Here is a 15,702-nt window from a genome sequence, read left to right on the forward strand (position 1 = left end):
CTCGCATTTTCAGGCATTTCGGCTCAGACCGGCGTCGATGATCGATTTTGCCGTCTGAAACGCCGCTTCTATACTCATTTCTGAGGTATCAAGCAAGTACGCGTCTTCCGCTGGTCGCAAAGGGCTGTCGGCGCGGCCCATATCCCGCTCGTCGCGCCGTTTCACGTCCTCGAAAATCGCCGCATAATCGGCGCTGCCGCCGGCATTGACGATTTCGTCATAGCGCCGTTTTGCCCGGACATCCGCCGATGCCGTGACATAGATTTTCACCGGCGCATCCGGGCAGACGACGGTGCCGATATCGCGCCCATCCAAAACCGTGCCGGGCTCCCTCAGCGAAAAAGTCCGCTGCGCCTCGACCAACGCGCGGCGCACGGCTGGCATGAGGGCGATCTTCGATGCCGCCTCGCCGATCTCGTGCTTCGAGAGCACCGAGCGGTCGAGCCCGGAAAGATCGACCTTGCGCGCCATCGTCTCGGCAACCGTCTCGTCGTCCAACGGCAGGCCGGCATCGAGCAGGGCCTTGGCCGTTGCCCGATAGGTCAGGCCGGTATCGAGATGGTGAAAACCATATTCCTCGGCGATCCGGCGCGACAAGGTTCCCTTGCCTGCCGCAGCGGGTCCGTCGATGGCGATTGTAAACGGTGTCGTCACTGACCTATGCGTCCTTCCACTTCCATATTGGCGCCAAGCTTCGCCATCAGATCGAAAAACTCGGGAAAGCTGGTGGCGATCATGGCGGAATCATCTACCGCAACTGAATGTTCCGAGGCGAGCCCCATTACAAGGAAGCTCATGGCAATGCGGTGATCGAGATGAGTCTTGACCTGGCTGCCGCGAGCGTTGCCGAGACCTTTCCCGTCCGGCCTTCCGCGCACCGTCAGCGAATCCCTGCCTTCGGTGCAATCGACGCCATTGCGCGCCAGCCCTTCCGCAACCGCCGAGAGCCGGTCGGATTCCTTGACCCGCAACTCCTCCAGCCCAAGCATGATCGTCGTGCCCTCGGCGAATGCGGCCGCGACGGCGAGCACCGGATATTCGTCGATCATCGACGGTGCACGCTCGGCTGGCACGGTGACGCCTTTGAGCGCTGAGGAGCGCACGCGGAGATCCGCGACATCCTCGCCGCCGGCAAGGCGTCTGTCGAGAACCTCGATATCGCCGCCCATTTCCCGCAGCGTCAGGATCAGACCGGTGCGGGTCGGGTTCATCAGCACGTTGCGGATGGTGATATCCGAGCCGGGAACGATCAGCGCGGCGACCAGCGGAAAGGCCGTCGAGGAGGGATCGCCGGGAACGTCGATGATCTGGCCGGAAAGCTTGCCCTGGCCCTGAAGGCGGATGGTGCGCACGCCGTCCCGATCGGTCTCGACCGAAAGATCGGCGCCGAAGCCGGCCAGCATCTTCTCGGTATGGTCGCGGGTCATGACCGGCTCGATGACGGTGGTGATCCCCGGCGCATTGAGGCCGGCGAGCAGCACCGCGGATTTGACCTGCGCCGAAGCCATCGGCACACGATAGGTTATCGGGCTGGCTGTCTCCGGCCCATGCAGGGTCACCGGCAGCCGGTCGCCTTCGCTGGATCTGACCTGCACGCCCATCTGCCGCAGCGGATCCAGGATGCGGCCCATCGGCCGCTTGGAAAGCGAGGCGTCACCGATAAAGGTGGATTCGAAGTCATAGACGCCGACGAGGCCCATGGTCAGGCGGCTGCCGGTGCCGGCATTGCCGAAATCGAGCGGCGCTTCCGGGGCAAGCAGCGCGCCGTTGCCGACGCCCCGGATGATCCATTCGGTCCCGATCTTCTCGATCTTGGCGCCCATGGCTTGCGTGGCCTTGCCCGTGTTGAGCACATCCTCGCCTTCGAGCAGGCCGGTGATGCGGGTTTCGCCTGAGGCCAGGCCGCCGAACATGAGGGCGCGATGAGAAATGGATTTGTCGCCGGGAACGCGGACGGTGCCGGAAAGATTGGTCGAGCGGCGCGCCGTCGCGGGCCGCGGATGAATGTCGTGCGGCATGGGCAATTCCTTTGCGATGCCGTTATTTACGCCGCATTATCGCTGGCTTAGCTCCTGTTGCGCCAACTGACCTGCGGTTCACGCTTGCTCGTTACCACAGACCCGCTGCCCGGTCATCCCGGAATGCCGGGAAAACCAGTGCCGGCGTATATAAAGTTTGGCTTTGACAGAAAGAGCCGCAACGATTAAGGGGACCGGCTGATATTTCCCTTAAAACGCCGGTTTCTCCGGCATTGCCGAATCTTTATTCGGCCATTCATGAGGCTTTGACAGTGGCGAAAGCGGAACTTGGAACAAAACGTACCGATCCAGATACCGGCAAGAAGTTCTATGACTTGAACCGGGACCCGGTCGTCTCGCCCTATACCGGCAAATCCTGGCCCTTGTCCTTCTTCGAGGAGACCTCCGCTTCCAAGGAAGTTCCGGAAGAGGACGAAGTGGCTGAAGTCGATACCGAAAACACGGAAGTCGAGCTCGTGTCGCTCGAAGACGCCGACGAGACTGCTGCTGGCGACGATATCCCGGATATCGGCGATGACGATGTCGAAATCGGCGACGATGACGACGACACCTTCCTCGAAGCCGACGAAGATGAAGATGACGACGACATGAGCGACATCATCGGCGTTACCGGCGACGACGACGACGTTTGATTTGCGAACAATCGGCCCGGTGAACAAGAAAAATTTTCCGGGCCGAAAATTTCGGCTTGCTATCTGCAAAAACCAGAAGTAATAAGCCGCCACCCCGACGGGCGAAGCGCTCGGAAGGGACCCAGGGCCGGTCAACCGGCACCACCTTGATGGGGCTATAGCTCAGCTGGGAGAGCGCTTGCATGGCATGCAAGAGGTCAGCGGTTCGATCCCGCTTAGCTCCACCAAAAGATTTTTCAGAATTTTCGGTTGCTTGAGAGGGTTGTTAAATCCCTGCTGCTGTGCGGAGCTTTTGGCCCGAAAGGGCGCTCCCGATTTCGGCTTGAAATTTGCTTTTGGAAGGTGAGGCTCATGGCAGAGCTAGCACCTCAATCCGTCTTCACTCACGCGGATAGCGGAGTCTTTACATGTACTTAACCAAAAATTCTATCAAGCGATTGAATCTACTTGATTTTTCGCAAAAACTAGCTACACTATAGATAAATGGATTGGGGTTCGTTCCTGGTCGGCGTTGTGGCCTCGGTTTACCGGGGCCTTTCGCTTTTTAGGGAAACACTTTCAAGCCAAAGGCTTGGCTCCTGCCCAGAGGCCCCCTCCAAAGTTTTCCGCTAATCACATCGAAGGCCCGGTTCGGCTGGCCGCCTCTTAAAATCCGCAAACCTATTGGCCGCGCTATGAGATCCGCGATCTGCAGACCAGTGGAATTTGCCAGCTTGGATGCAAAGACTATATCGAAGCAAGGCATCTTGGAATCTTCCTTTCCACCTTGCAGATAATGGTCTCCCGCCGCGATTCGGCGGAACTCAAGCTCGAGAGCGGCATCTTCCTTGCCTTGGCCAGCCTTCTCCCGGGGGCTACGCGACTCACAGACGATATGACACTGTTGCTCGTGGTTGCCGTTGTGCTTGATGAAGGCGTGCGTCTTTTCCATGCAAAACAACAGACCGAGCTGATAGGGATTGTCAGGGCGCGTGTACTTTCGCTTCAAGTTCTCCTTTCGAATGACAGACGCGATGACCGTCATAGGCATGCGCTCGATAACCTCAGTAAGGTCATCCATGAAGCGCGATCGAATCTTGTCATATTGAAGGAAATGAAAAGGGCCTCGTCTTTTCACAATATCAGCTTCATGCATGACGACGGTGTCGTGCCCGAACCACCTGAACTTAAACTCCTGCATCGCAGGAACAGCGATGCGCACATAATCAGCCTTCTTGAAAACACAAAATGCCAGCGAGAATATTGGGTAATTCTCGTCGATTGACGTCATGCTGTGGTCGCCACTTTCATCGACGTACACAATGTATTCGCCAAACTCCAACAAAGCACCTTCGAATCAGCCACTTCACTCAGACTCTACTATGACGCTGGCGATTTCATAATCTCCCGTACCAAAAGATGTGACCTGCGCACAAACATTGCAATCGCGCATCATAGCCACATTGCAGCGCACAAAAATCTGCTAGGAAAAAACGAATCGTTTTCTGCCGTTGCTCTCAAGAGCTCCAGCTCGACACGCCCGAGGATGTATCTTGTTCGTTTTTTCCAAACTGGTCTGGATTTTTGGTCAGCCGCTGTCACTAGCGTTTTTCTTCGGCGTATTGGCGCTGATCGGCAGCCTTGTTCGCAGGCGCTTCATTGCGATCGTCTCCTCCCTGCTGTCGGTCCTGATCCTGTTCGTCGCGCTTTATACGACCGTCGGCGCCTATATCGTTCAGGGGCTGGAGGAGCGGTTTCCGCATCCGACTTCTGATCCTGCCGATCTCAAGTGCATGATCGTTCTCGGCGGTGCTACGCAGAACGAGGTGACGACGGCGCGGGGTGGGTATGAGATGGATTCGGCTGGAGATCGTCTCGTCGAGACGTTGCGGCTGGCGCAGAAGTTTCCGGAGGCGCGCATCGTCGTCTCCGGCGGTGATGGCTCGATCAGTGGCAAGTACGAGGGGGATGCGGTCATTTCCGAGCGCTTCTTTGTCGCGCTCGGCATTCCGAAGGACCGGCTTGTCGAGGACACGACCTCGCGCACCACGTTTGAGAATGCCGTCAACACCAAGCAGCTTCTCGCTCAGAACAGTCTTTCCGGCTGCCTGCTGATCACGTCCGGCTTCCACATGCCGCGCTCCATGGGCATTTTCCGCAAGCAGGGTATCGATGTCGTCCCCTGGCCGGTCGATTATCGCAGCACGGGCAAGGAAATGCTGGGTTTCGATTTCACCCAGCCGTCGCTGAACGCGCAGTTGTTGGCGACTGGCGTCCGCGAATGGATCGGTCTTGTCGGCTACTACGCCGCCGGCCGCACCTCGGCGCTTTATCCCAGCCCGTAACCACGTGGTCCCCGGCCCATAACCATGGGTCGGACCTTTTGGGGCGAAAGCACCTACTTTTTCGCGACTGTGACGAATTTCACGCCGCGGACGCGGACGGTGATTTCACACGGGTCGCCCTCGGTGCGGTCGCAGAAGTGCGGGTGCATTTTCATGACCAGCACCATGTTGCCGAAGCGCTGGATGAAATCGTAGCCATAGATGTGCGCCGTGGCGACCAGGATATAACCGCCCTCGGCGACATGGATGTAGAAGTTGTAGGGGCAGCCCTCATCGGTGCAGTCGGGCCCCTTTTCCCCTTTGCAGGTGATCTCGCCCTCGTTGACGACGAGGTCGGTCAGCGAGTCGTTGTTGATGTCCCGCTCCGTAGCAAAGCCGTCGCCGAAGCTCGCCTGACCGCCGCAACGCTTGGTAAAGTGTTCCTTCTCGAAGGCCACCGGATCTTGCACGAGCGATTGCTGCGCTTGCGCCACGACGGGCATGATCACGAGCGCGATGAGATTGAGGATCACGATCAGCAGAGATTTCACCGGGCATTTCCTCTTGAAAGCGCTGGGACGGCCGCAGGGTTCCGCGACCGCTCGGACATCTTTACGCCTGCCTGCTTGCGCGGCCCTTGCCGCCGTGATTCACTTCGCCGAAAATCGCGCCGGCACTCTCCTGGAGCCTCGAATGTCGCTTCTTTCGTTTCTCGACTATGCTGGCGTTGCCCTCTTTGCCGCGACCGGCGCGCTGTCGGCCTCGCGCAAGCAGCTCGATCTGATCGGCTTCCTGTTTCTCGCGGCGGTTACCGGCATCGGTGGCGGTACGCTCAGGGATATCATCCTCGGCCGCGTGCCGGTCTTCTGGGTACAGAACCCGACCTATATCATCATCTGTGCCATTGCCGGCGTGCTGGTCTTCTTCACCGCGCATCTGTTCGAATCGCGCTATCGGCTGTTGATCTGGCTCGATGCGGTCGGACTGTCCGCCTATTGCGTCATGGGCGCGGCCAAGGGCATGGCGGCGACGGGCTCGCCGACGGTCGCGATCGTCACCGGCGCGCTGACGGCGACTTTCGGCGGCATCCTGCGCGATCTCCTGGCGAACGAGCCCTCGGTGCTGCTGCGGCCGGAAATCTATGTGACTGCAGCGCTCGTCGGCGCCGGCGTCTTCACCGCTGCCAATGCCACTACCATGCCGCTCTATGCCTCCGCGGCACTTGGCGTCACCGCAGCCTTCGTCGTACGCGGCGGCGCGCTCTGGTTCGGCTGGACCTTCCCGACCTACCATCATAAGCCCGGCCGCCATCCCGACGATGTGATGTAATTGGAGGCAATAGGAACTAGGCAATAGGTAATAGCAAACGGCCGGAAGACAATTCTACTGTCTACTGCTGCTTGCGGCGCAGGCGGATGACGACGTCGACATGGGCGATTTCCATGCCCTTCGGCGGTTCCGGCAGATTGCCGATCGACAGATTGCTGATCGGAATATCCAACACTTCGTTCTGGCCTTCGATGAAGAAGTGGTGGTGATCGGACACGTTGGTGTCGAAATAGGTCTTGGTGCTTTCGACGGCGAGTACGCGGATCAGGCCGGCCTCGGTGAACTGATGCAGCGTGTTATAGACGGTGGCGAGCGAAACCGGCACGCCGGCCGCAACAGCCTCTTCGTGTAGTTCCTCGACGGTCAGGTGGCGGTCGCCCTTGGCGAAAAGAAGGTCGCCGAGTGCGACGCGTTGCCGGGTCGGTCTCAGGCCCACGCCGCGCAGCCTGGTTTCGATCGCGATTTCGGCCTCTTCCGCCATTCAGGGAACTCCGGATTCCTGATCTCTATAAATCTTTACTAAGCCATATAACTTTTGCCTGGATTGCTTTCAATAGTTTCGATGGGGTGGGAAGGCGGCCAAAAGCCGTAAAAAGAAGGTTCTTGGCGCATTTGCCTCTGGTAGCAACCCTGGCCTTCCTGTATGCGACCACCACATAACAGTGAAGTGTGTCCGATGGGGCGATGGAATGCGAGCATCATGCTTGCGCTTCATTTTCTGTCGATCTTGCACTAAAGCTTCACATCAATCGGCATTTGCGCGGGGGAAACGGAACTTTATGACGACGAGACAATCCAGCTTCAACTATGAGGAAATCCTGGCCTGCGGCCGCGGCGAACTGTTCGGCCCGGGCAATGCGCAGCTTCCCCTGCCGCCGATGCTGATGGTCCATCGCATTACAGATATTTCCGAAACCGGTGGCGCCTTCGACAAGGGCTACATTCGCGCCGAATACGACGTGCGTCCCGACGACTGGTACTTCCCCTGCCATTTTGCCGGCAATCCGATCATGCCGGGCTGCCTCGGCCTGGACGGCATGTGGCAGCTGACCGGCTTCTTCCTCGGCTGGCTCGGCGAGCCCGGCCGTGGCATGGCGCTTTCCACCGGCGAGGTGAAGTTCAAGGGCATGGTCCGTCCGGATACGAAGCTTCTCGAATACGGCATCGACTTCAAGCGCGTCATGCGCGGCCGCCTCGTGCTCGGCACCGCCGACGGCTGGCTGAAGGCCGATGGCGAGGTCATTTATCAGGCGACAGACCTGCGCGTAGGACTGTCAAAAGACAAGACTGCCTGAGCTGCGGCATGGCCGCCCCACAAAGACAGAGCTTTTAGAAAAGGTCATCGACATGAGACGGGTAGTAGTTACGGGTCTTGGTATTGTCTCTTCGATTGGAAACGATGCGCAGGAAGTCACCGCCTCGTTGCGCGAAGCCAAGTCGGGCATTTCTTTCTCCTCCGATTTCGCCGAACACGGTTTCAAGTGCCAGGTCTGGGGTTCGCCGAAGATCGATACGACGGATCTGGTCGACCGCCGCGCCATGCGCTTCCTGTCGCAGGGCGGCGCATGGAACCATGTCGCTATGAAGCAGGCGATCGCCGACAGCGGTCTCGAAGAGAGCGACATCACCAATGATCGCACCGGTATCATCATGGGTTCCGGTGGCCCGTCGACCCGCACGTTGATTGAAGCCGCCGATATCACCCGCAAGAACAACAGCCCGAAGCGCATCGGTCCCTTTGCCGTGCCGAAATCGATGTCGTCGACGGCATCGGCGACGCTCGCCACCTGGTTCAAGATCCACGGCGTCAACTACTCCATCTCGTCTGCCTGCTCGACCTCGGCGCATTGCATCGGCAACGCCGCCGAGATGATCCAATGGGGCAAGCAGGACGTCATGTTCGCCGGCGGCCATGAAGACCTCGACTGGACGATGTCGAACCTCTTCGACGCCATGGGCGCCATGTCGTCCAAGTTCAACGAGGATCATCCGGAAGCCGCCTCCCGCGCCTATGATGCCAATCGCGACGGCTTCGTCATCGCCGGCGGTGCCGGCGTATTGGTGCTAGAGGAACTGGAACACGCCAAGGCGCGCGGCGCCAAGATCTATGCCGAGATCGTCGGCTATGGCGCCACTTCGGACGGCTACGACATGGTCGCGCCGTCGGGCGAGGGGGCTGTGCGTTGCATGCGCCAGGCGCTCGCGACCGTGAAGGGCGATATCGACTACATCAACACCCACGGCACCTCGACGCCGGTCGGCGACAGCAAGGAAATCGGCGCCATTCGCGAGGTGTTCGGAGCCAAGATCCCGCCGATCCAGTCGACCAAGTCGCTGACGGGCCATTCGCTCGGCGCAGCCGGCGTGCAGGAATCGATCTATTCGATCCTGATGATGCAGGAGCGCTTCATCGGCGAAAGCGCTCATATCACCGAACTCGACCCGGAATTCGAAGGTGTGCCGATCGTGCGCAAACGCATCGACGATGCCAAGATCGACATCGCTCTTTCCAATTCCTTCGGCTTCGGCGGCACCAACGCCACGCTCGTCTTCCAGCGCTATAACGGATAAAGCAATGACGGGAATCATGCAGGGTAAGCGCGGCCTCATCATGGGCGTCGCAAACAATCACTCGATTGCCTGGGGTATTTCAAAGGCGCTTGCAGCCGAAGGCGCGGAATTGGCTTTCACATTCCAGGGCGAAGCGCTCGGCAAGCGCGTCAAGCCGCTCGCCGCCGAAGTCGGCTCCGATTTTCTTCTGCCTTGCGATGTCGAGGATATCGCTTCTGTCGATTCCGTCTTCGACCAGATCAAGGAACGCTGGGGGAGACTGGACTTCATCGTCCATGCTATCGGCTTTTCCGACAAGGCCGAGCTGAAGGGGCTCTATGCCAACACCACGCGGGACAATTTCACCCGCACCATGGTGATCTCCTGCTTCTCCTTCACCGAGATCGCCAAGCGCGCCGCCGACCTGATGGTCGAAGGCGGCAGCATGCTGACGCTGACCTATAACGGCTCGACGCGCGTCATCCCGAACTACAACGTCATGGGTGTCGCCAAGGCGGCTCTGGAAGCCTCCGTGCGCTATCTCGCCGCCGATTACGGCCCGCGCGGCATCCGCGTCAACGCCATTTCCGCCGGTCCGATCCGCACGCTCGCCGGCGCCGGCATTTCCGACGCCCGCGCCATCCTCTCGTGGAACCAGCGCAACGCGCCGCTGCGCAAGTCGGTCACCATCGACAATGTCGGCTCATCGTCGCTCTATCTCCTGTCCGACCTATCGGCAGGCGTCACCGGCGAAATCCACTTCGTCGATGCCGGCTACAACATCACCTCGATGCCGACGTTGGAAACGCTGTCGAGCGCGGACACCGAGTAAGCTCCGGCATTCGAGTGCCGAACCTATCGCCTCGATAGCAAATTCTGTAACGTCTCAGGGCCGCCGCGAGCGGCCCTAAGCTTTTGGCGGAGGTCCGGTTTGGTCTGCGCCGCGGGGCGCATCGGATCGAAAACGATCGCTCAACGGGATCTGGGGCGACAAATGGCCTATGCCATTCTTGATCAGGAAGGGATGAAGAAAGCGCAGGCATAGCGGACTTTCGGGTTGCTATGCCGTACACACAAACCCGATTCCGCTATTTTTTCGCCCACAGCACCTTGAAGCGTGCATTGCGGCAGGTCTCGCCGTGCTCGCGGAAATTTTCGGCCAGCACCGGCTCGTAGGGCAGGCCGCGATTGGCGACCAGCATCAGGCGGCCGCCGCCGCGCAGGGCTGAGGATGCCGTCTTGATCATTGCCTGGCCGAGCGAAGGCTCGGCGGCATGGCCCTCGTGGAAGGGCGGGTTCATGATCACCAGATCGTATTTGTCCTTGACCGGCTCGCTTGCCAGATCGTGCCAGAAGAAGCGCTGGGCGACCTGCGGGCAGTTTTCCAGGAGATTGGCGCGGGCGGCCTCCAATGCGGCGTAGTGGGCCTCGTAGAGGTCCAGGCGGGCAATCCGCGGCGATCTGGTCGCCAGTTCCACGGAGAGATAGCCCCAGCCAGCGCCGAAATCGGCGGCGTCGCCGGAAAAATCGGTCGGCAGGCGCGATGACAGCAGTTCGGAGCCGGCGTCGATGCGATCATGCGAGAACATGCCGGCAGCAGTGGTGAACCGGCCGTCGATGCGCGCAGCGGGTTTCGCCAGTTGCGTTGTCAGCACGCCTGTGTCGGCCGGACGCGTAAACCAGAAGGCGACGCCGTGGTATTTCGGCATGTGCTCGACATCCAGGCCAAAACCTTCGATGCGCTTGCGCAGCGGCTGAATGCCGTCTTCCTTGCCGCCGGCGACGACGATCAGCCCGCCCGCCTTCACGCGCGTCAGCGCCTCGGCAATATGGGCTTCGTTCTCGCCCTTGTGCTTGGTGCAGAGCACCAGCGCGCCGTCATAGTCGCTACCCTCGATCTCCGGCGTCACGTTGACGCGCTGCGCCTGCAGTTGGCGATAGAACGGGCGGAAACCCTGGACGGCGGAAAGCTCGGCGGCAAAATCGCCCGGCAGCGCAAAGCCCGCTTCCGCGCCGAGAAAAAGCATCCGCTGACCCTCTCCAGGCGCGTCGACTGTGCCGGAAGCAAAGGGATGGAACAGGGTCTTCAAGGCATCGCGGCTCATGGGCGTGGTCTCGTTAGTGAAAATAGAGATTACCTGTCAAGCGAGTCCGGTTTTGAGACGAAGACCCCTCCCCAACCCTCCCCACAAGGGGGAGGGGGCTAACTTGCGGACGCCCCTCCATGAAAACGAGATCACTCTGCAATGTCGAAGCATAGTGCTTCTATTTTAGAGGTCGAGCCTATGCCGCAAAAGGTGCGGCCTAGAGCCCCTCCCCCTTGTGGGGAGGGTTGGGGAGGGGTTTTCGCAGGGGTACGCCAAACACGCCTGACAGAAACGATATAAAAAGGGCGCGGAAAAATCCCGCGCCCCGAAACGTGGATGAAGGCGCGGCTTATTCGGCCGCGTCGTCCTTCTTCTTGTCGGCAACGATTTCCTGGCCGGTCGTCTGGTCGACAACCTTCATGGACAGGCGGACCTTGCCGCGCTCGTCGAAGCCGAGCAGCTTGACCCAGACCTTGTCGCCTTCCTTGACGACGTCGGTCGTCTTGGCAACGCGCTCGGAGGCGAGCTGCGAGATGTGGACGAGGCCGTCGCGGGCGCCGAAGAAGTTGACGAAAGCACCGAAATCGGCAGTCTTGACAACAGTGCCTTCGTAGATCTGACCGACTTCCGGTTCAGCAACGATCGAGTGGATCCACTTGCGGGCCGCTTCGATTTCCTTGCCGGAGGACGAGGCGATCTTGACGGTGCCGTCGTCTTCGATGTTGATCTTGGCGCCGGTCTTTTCGACGATTTCGCGGATGACCTTGCCGCCGGAGCCGATGACTTCACGGATCTTGTCGACCGGGATGTTCATGACTTCGATGCGCGGTGCGAATTCGCCGAGCTGGCCGCGGCTTTCGGAGATGGCCTTGGCCATTTCGCCGAGGATGTGCAGACGGCCGCCCTTCGCCTGGTTGAGGGCCACCTTCATGATCTCTTCGGTGATACCGTCGATCTTGATGTCCATCTGCAGCGAGGTGATGCCAGCTTCCGTGCCGGCGACCTTGAAGTCCATGTCGCCGAGGTGGTCTTCGTCACCCAGGATGTCGGAGAGAACAGCGAAGCGCTCTTCTTCCTTGATCAGGCCCATGGCAATACCGGCAACCGGCTTTGCGAGCGGCACGCCGGCATCCATCAGCGCCAACGAGGTGCCGCAAACGGTCGCCATCGAGGAGGAGCCGTTGGACTCGGTGATTTCCGAGACCACGCGCAGCGTGTAGGGGAACTGCTCTGCCGACGGCAGCATCGGGTGGATGGCGCGCCATGCGAGCTTGCCATGGCCGATTTCGCGGCGACCCGGAGAACCCATCCGACCGGTTTCGCCGACCGAGTAGGGCGGGAAGTTGTAGTGCAGCATGAAGTTTTCTTTATACATGCCGGTCAGGCTGTCGACATACTGCTCGTCTTCGCCGGTGCCGAGGGTGGCAACGACAACTGCCTGCGTTTCGCCGCGGGTGAAGAGGGCGGAACCGTGCGTGCGCGGCAGCAGGCCGACTTCGGCAACGATCGGGCGGACCGTCTGCAGGTCACGGCCGTCGATGCGGCTGGACGTGTCGAGGATGTTCCAGCGAACGATCTTCGCCTGCAGGTGCTTGAAGATGGCGCCGACTTCTTCGGCCGTGTACCTGGCTTCGCCTTCAGCCGGCAGGAAGTGTGCCTTCACCTTGGCCTTGACGGCGTCGACGGCGGCGTAGCGATCGGCCTTCTGGGTGATCTTGTAGGCTTCGCGCAGTTCGGCTTCGGCAAGGCCGAGCATTTCGGTTTCGAGTTCAGAGAAATCGTCCGGCGTGAAATCGCGCGGTTCCTTGGCGGCAACTTCGGCGAGCTTGATGATCGCGTCGATCACCGGCTGGAAGCCGCGATGGCCGAACATGACGGCGCCGAGCATGACGTCTTCCGGCAGTTCCTTGGCCTCGGATTCGACCATCAGGACGGCTTCCTGTGTGCCGGCGACGACGAGGTCGAGGCTCGATTCGTCCATCTCGTCGAGATGCGGGTTGAGCACGTATTCGCCGTTGATGTAGCCGACGCGGGCGCCGCCGATCGGGCCCATGAACGGAATCCCCGACAGCGTCAGGGCAGCCGAGGTGGCGACCATGGACAGCACGTCCGGATCGTTTTCGAGGTCATGCTGGATGACGGTGACGACAACCTGCGTGTCGTTCTTGTAGCCTTCCGGGAAAAGCGGGCGGATCGGACGGTCGATCAGGCGGGAAACGAGGGTTTCGTTTTCGCTCGGGCGTCCTTCGCGCTTGAAATAGCCGCCGGGAATCTTGCCGGCTGCGTAGGTCTTTTCCTGGTAGTTGACGGTGAGCGGGAAGAAATCCTGGCCCGGCTTCGGCGACTTGGCGGAAACGACGGTGGCGAGAACGACGGTTTCGCCGTAGGTGGCGATGACGGCACCATCGGCCTGGCGGGCGATCTTGCCGGTCTCGAGCTTCAGGGGGCGGCCTGCCCACTCGATTTCGACGGTATGGATATCGAACATATCTTGTCCTTGCGTGGTGCGGGAAAAGGCGCCGTCGTCCATATCGGCAAGGCGCATCTTCAACCGCAGGAAATGTGACGCATCACGGGCAAGACAACGAGAGGCTTTCGAAGATCGGCCGAAGCATGAAGCTTCGGCTGAAAGCATCCGGCAATCCTGCCCCATGACAGGTCAACGGTTGGTGTTGGCAGAACCGGCCCATCCGGCCTGCCGGCTGTCTCACTTCGCGCAAACGAAGAGCGCGACGGAAACAAGTCTGACGGGTTTCAAACCCTTCATAAGCATCCGGCGGACGTTCGTGCGAACGCCCGCCGGAAATTTGATTAGCGACGGATACCGAGGCTGGAGATCAGCTTGGTATAACGGCCTTCGTCCTTCTTCTTGAGGTAGTCAAGAAGCGAGCGCCGGCTGGAAACCATCGTCAGGAGGCCACGGCGGGAGTGATTGTCCTTCTTGTGGTCCTTGAAGTGGTTGGTGAGGTTGTTGATGCGCTCGGTCAGGATCGCAACCTGGACTTCCGGAGAACCGGTGTCGCCTTCGGCGGTAGCGTATTCCTTGATCAGCGCAGCCTTGCGCTCAGCAGTAATCGACATCGGATGGTCCTTTCTATGAGAGGAAATAATGTCGCCAAACGCCGGGATGTCGTCCAGCATTGGCCGCGAATGCAATCGGGCAGGCCCGATGCTGGCGCTGCCTATAGACTATTTGGGGGGTAAAGGGAAGAGACTCAGTTTTACCTTCGCCCCAGCGGGGAGAAGGTCGGGCGGAGCCCGGGTTGAGGGGGCAATGCACCGTAAGGCGACGGTTGGTTTCCCGCAACTCCCCCTCATCCGCCCTTCGGGCACCTTTTCCCCGAGGGGAGAAGGGAAAACTCATCCAAAAACCCGCTTCGGCCGGAATTCGCCCTGGCCGATCTCGCCGATGGCGATCAGCTTGCCGCGTGCCGTGGCATAGGCCTCGCTCTCGGCAACCGGTGCATCGCGTCCACGCACGAGGATAGGGTTGCCCATTTTCAGGCGGTGTGCCTGGTCATCGTTGATCACGAGATGCGGTAGCGCCGACAGCGCTTCCGCCGTATCGATCAACAAGGCGTCCAGGGCGGCGAGCCTTTCGTCCGCATCCTCGATCGCCTCAAGCGCGACGAGATCGGCGAGCGGCACCATCGTCTCCTCGGCAAAGGGAGCGACGAAGCTGCGGCGCAGGCCGGAAATATGGCCGTAGCAGCCGAGGTCGCGGCCGAAATCGCGGGCGAGCGCCCGGACATAGGTGCCCTTGCCGCATTCCACTTCGAAATGCGCCGTATTGGCGTCGGGGCAGGCGAGCAGCGTCAGGCGAAAAATTTCCACTTCGCGCGACGGAATTTCGACCGTTTCGCCGTCACGGGCGAGATCATAGGCGCGCTCGCCGGCGATCTTGATCGCGGAAAACTGTGGCGGGATCTGATGGATGACGCCCGCATATTTCGGCAGCAGCGCGCGAATATCCTCTTCGTTCGGACGCTTGTCGGAAGTCTCGGTTACCTCGCCTTCGAGGTCGTCCGTAGCGCGCTCCTCGCCCCAGGTGACGGTGAATTCATAGATCTTCCGGCCGTCCATGACATAGGGAACGGTCTTGGTGGCGTCGCCAAGCGCGATCGGCAGCATGCCGGAGGCAAGCGGATCGAGCGTGCCGGCATGGCCCGCTTTCTGCGCCTTAAACAGCCACTTGATCTTGGAAACGGCCTCTGTCGAGCCGAAGTCCACCGGCTTGTCGAGGATCAGCCAGCCGGAAATCGGGCGGCCCTTGGGCTTGCGTGGTTTGGACATTCTCTGTCTCTGTTTATCGATCTTTGTCGGTATCGGTATCGCCATCTTCGAGATCGCGCTGGACCTCCGGCGAGCGCAGCAGCGCATCGATTTTCTGGTAATTGTCGAAGCTGGTATCGTCGCGGAAGCGGACTTCGGGCATGTATTTCATCTGCCGAAGCTGCGGTCCGAGACGGCCGCGGATGAATTTCGCATGGCGATTGAGCGTCTCGATGACGATCTGATGATCGGCGACGCCGAGCGGCGTCACATAGGCAGTGGCGATCTTCAGATCCGGCGACATGCGCACTTCGGAAATGGAGATCACGGTGCGCTCGATCAGATCGTCGCGCACTTCGCCGCGCTGCAGAACCTGGGTGATCGCGGCGCGCACCTGCTCGCCGACGCGAAGCATGCGCTGCGAGGGCGCGGAAGAAGTTGGTCTTGTTGCCATTTGTCTTGATCCCAAAAGGTTCGGGCGCCGGACTGG

Annotated in this window: 16 protein-coding genes and 1 tRNA gene; 7 read left to right on the forward strand and 10 right to left on the reverse strand. The window is 60.2% G+C overall.

The window, feature by feature from the left end; translation table 11 throughout:
• Window positions 1–9 precede the first annotated feature (9 nt).
• Window positions 10–654: a (d)CMP kinase gene (gene cmk, locus QA646_RS17050; RefSeq protein ID WP_283056571.1), complete on the reverse strand. Its 645-nt coding sequence runs from the start codon at window positions 652–654 to the stop codon at window positions 10–12.
• On the reverse strand, window positions 651–2,018 hold the full coding sequence (gene aroA / locus QA646_RS17055) for a 3-phosphoshikimate 1-carboxyvinyltransferase (RefSeq protein ID WP_283056572.1): 1,368 nt from the start codon (window positions 2,016–2,018) through the stop codon (window positions 651–653). Before aroA ends, cmk begins: the two co-directional genes overlap by 4 nt.
• A gap of 272 nt (window positions 2,019–2,290) precedes the next feature.
• On the opposite strand from aroA, the gene QA646_RS17060 reads away from it, so the two are divergent.
• Window positions 2,291–2,671, forward strand: coding sequence for a TIGR02300 family protein (locus tag QA646_RS17060; RefSeq protein WP_283056573.1), 381 nt, complete (start codon window positions 2,291–2,293; stop codon window positions 2,669–2,671).
• A gap of 151 nt (window positions 2,672–2,822) precedes the next feature.
• Window positions 2,823–2,898, forward strand: a tRNA-Ala gene (locus QA646_RS17065).
• A gap of 317 nt (window positions 2,899–3,215) precedes the next feature.
• Here the strand turns inward: QA646_RS17065 and QA646_RS17070 are convergent.
• On the reverse strand, window positions 3,216–3,941 hold the full coding sequence (locus QA646_RS17070) for a DUF3800 domain-containing protein (RefSeq protein ID WP_283056574.1): 726 nt from the start codon (window positions 3,939–3,941) through the stop codon (window positions 3,216–3,218).
• A gap of 262 nt (window positions 3,942–4,203) precedes the next feature.
• On the opposite strand from QA646_RS17070, the gene QA646_RS17075 reads away from it, so the two are divergent.
• A complete protein-coding gene (locus tag QA646_RS17075) occupies window positions 4,204–4,995 on the forward strand; it encodes a YdcF family protein (protein ID WP_283056575.1) in 792 nt (263 codons plus the stop codon).
• A 53-nt stretch (window positions 4,996–5,048) separates the two neighbouring features.
• Here QA646_RS17075 and QA646_RS17080 read toward each other — a convergent pair whose 3' ends face one another.
• Window positions 5,049–5,525 (reverse strand): hypothetical protein, encoded by a 477-nt coding sequence (locus QA646_RS17080; RefSeq protein ID WP_283056576.1) that lies wholly within the window; start codon window positions 5,523–5,525, stop codon window positions 5,049–5,051.
• A gap of 142 nt (window positions 5,526–5,667) precedes the next feature.
• Between QA646_RS17080 and QA646_RS17085 the strand changes: the two genes are divergently transcribed.
• Window positions 5,668–6,303: a trimeric intracellular cation channel family protein gene (locus tag QA646_RS17085; protein WP_283056577.1), complete on the forward strand. Its 636-nt coding sequence runs from the start codon at window positions 5,668–5,670 to the stop codon at window positions 6,301–6,303.
• 61 nt (window positions 6,304–6,364) lie between these two features.
• Here QA646_RS17085 and irrA read toward each other — a convergent pair whose 3' ends face one another.
• On the reverse strand, window positions 6,365–6,784 hold the full coding sequence (gene irrA, locus QA646_RS17090) for an iron response transcriptional regulator IrrA (protein WP_283056578.1): 420 nt from the start codon (window positions 6,782–6,784) through the stop codon (window positions 6,365–6,367).
• 298 nt (window positions 6,785–7,082) lie between these two features.
• Here irrA and fabA point away from each other — a divergent pair, with 298 nt between their 5' ends.
• The 3 genes from fabA to fabI are packed head-to-tail and all read left to right on the forward strand — an operon-like array spanning window position 7,083 to window position 9,685.
• Window positions 7,083–7,598, forward strand: coding sequence for a 3-hydroxyacyl-[acyl-carrier-protein] dehydratase FabA (gene fabA / locus QA646_RS17095; RefSeq protein ID WP_028754668.1), 516 nt, complete (start codon window positions 7,083–7,085; stop codon window positions 7,596–7,598).
• Between the two features lie 52 nt (window positions 7,599–7,650).
• Window positions 7,651–8,874, forward strand: a complete 1,224-nt coding sequence (gene fabB / locus QA646_RS17100; protein ID WP_283056579.1) for a beta-ketoacyl-ACP synthase I — start codon at window positions 7,651–7,653, stop codon at window positions 8,872–8,874.
• A 4-nt stretch (window positions 8,875–8,878) separates the two neighbouring features.
• Entirely contained in the window at window positions 8,879–9,685 is an 807-nt protein-coding gene (fabI, locus tag QA646_RS17105; protein ID WP_283056580.1) for an enoyl-ACP reductase FabI, read from the forward strand.
• A 256-nt stretch (window positions 9,686–9,941) separates the two neighbouring features.
• On the opposite strand, the gene QA646_RS17110 is transcribed toward fabI, so the two are convergent.
• The 5 genes from QA646_RS17110 to rbfA form a co-directional block, all read right to left on the reverse strand.
• Window positions 9,942–10,958: a class I SAM-dependent methyltransferase gene (locus QA646_RS17110; RefSeq protein ID WP_283056581.1), complete on the reverse strand. Its 1,017-nt coding sequence runs from the start codon at window positions 10,956–10,958 to the stop codon at window positions 9,942–9,944.
• Between the two features lie 331 nt (window positions 10,959–11,289).
• The gene (pnp, locus tag QA646_RS17115) at window positions 11,290–13,428 is read right to left on the reverse strand and encodes a polyribonucleotide nucleotidyltransferase (RefSeq protein ID WP_283058901.1); all 2,139 of its coding nucleotides are present in this window, start codon (window positions 13,426–13,428) and stop codon (window positions 11,290–11,292) included.
• A 323-nt stretch (window positions 13,429–13,751) separates the two neighbouring features.
• Entirely contained in the window at window positions 13,752–14,021 is a 270-nt protein-coding gene (gene rpsO, locus QA646_RS17120; protein ID WP_104821516.1) for a 30S ribosomal protein S15, read from the reverse strand.
• A gap of 279 nt (window positions 14,022–14,300) precedes the next feature.
• The gene (truB, locus tag QA646_RS17125; protein WP_283056582.1) at window positions 14,301–15,233 is read right to left on the reverse strand and encodes a tRNA pseudouridine(55) synthase TruB; all 933 of its coding nucleotides are present in this window, start codon (window positions 15,231–15,233) and stop codon (window positions 14,301–14,303) included.
• Between the two features lie 13 nt (window positions 15,234–15,246).
• Window positions 15,247–15,666, reverse strand: coding sequence for a 30S ribosome-binding factor RbfA (gene rbfA, locus QA646_RS17130; protein ID WP_283056583.1), 420 nt, complete (start codon window positions 15,664–15,666; stop codon window positions 15,247–15,249).
• Window positions 15,667–15,702: the final 36 nt, after the last annotated feature.

Source organism: Rhizobium sp. CB3090, from assembly GCF_029714285.1.
Taxonomy (GTDB): domain Bacteria; phylum Pseudomonadota; class Alphaproteobacteria; order Rhizobiales; family Rhizobiaceae; genus Rhizobium.

Bases quoted from the DNA above. Each gene is read 5' to 3' on its own strand.
- irrA (WP_283056578.1), bottom strand. From the start codon at position 6,784: ATGGCGGAAGAGGCCGAAATCGCGATCGAAACCAGGCTGCGCGGCGTG.
- QA646_RS17085 (WP_283056577.1), top strand. From the start codon at position 5,668: ATGTCGCTTCTTTCGTTTCTCGACTATGCTGGCGTTGCCCTCTTTGCC.
- truB (WP_283056582.1), bottom strand. From the start codon at position 15,233: ATGTCCAAACCACGCAAGCCCAAGGGCCGCCCGATTTCCGGCTGGCTG.
- QA646_RS17070 (WP_283056574.1), bottom strand. From the start codon at position 3,941: ATGACGTCAATCGACGAGAATTACCCAATATTCTCGCTGGCATTTTGT.
- aroA (WP_283056572.1), bottom strand. From the start codon at position 2,018: ATGCCGCACGACATTCATCCGCGGCCCGCGACGGCGCGCCGCTCGACC.
- fabA (WP_028754668.1), top strand. From the start codon at position 7,083: ATGACGACGAGACAATCCAGCTTCAACTATGAGGAAATCCTGGCCTGC.
- rpsO (WP_104821516.1), bottom strand. From the start codon at position 14,021: ATGTCGATTACTGCTGAGCGCAAGGCTGCGCTGATCAAGGAATACGCT.
- fabI (WP_283056580.1), top strand. From the start codon at position 8,879: ATGACGGGAATCATGCAGGGTAAGCGCGGCCTCATCATGGGCGTCGCA.
- pnp (WP_283058901.1), bottom strand. From the start codon at position 13,428: ATGTTCGATATCCATACCGTCGAAATCGAGTGGGCAGGCCGCCCCCTG.
- QA646_RS17110 (WP_283056581.1), bottom strand. From the start codon at position 10,958: ATGAGCCGCGATGCCTTGAAGACCCTGTTCCATCCCTTTGCTTCCGGC.
- rbfA (WP_283056583.1), bottom strand. From the start codon at position 15,666: ATGGCAACAAGACCAACTTCTTCCGCGCCCTCGCAGCGCATGCTTCGC.
- fabB (WP_283056579.1), top strand. From the start codon at position 7,651: ATGAGACGGGTAGTAGTTACGGGTCTTGGTATTGTCTCTTCGATTGGA.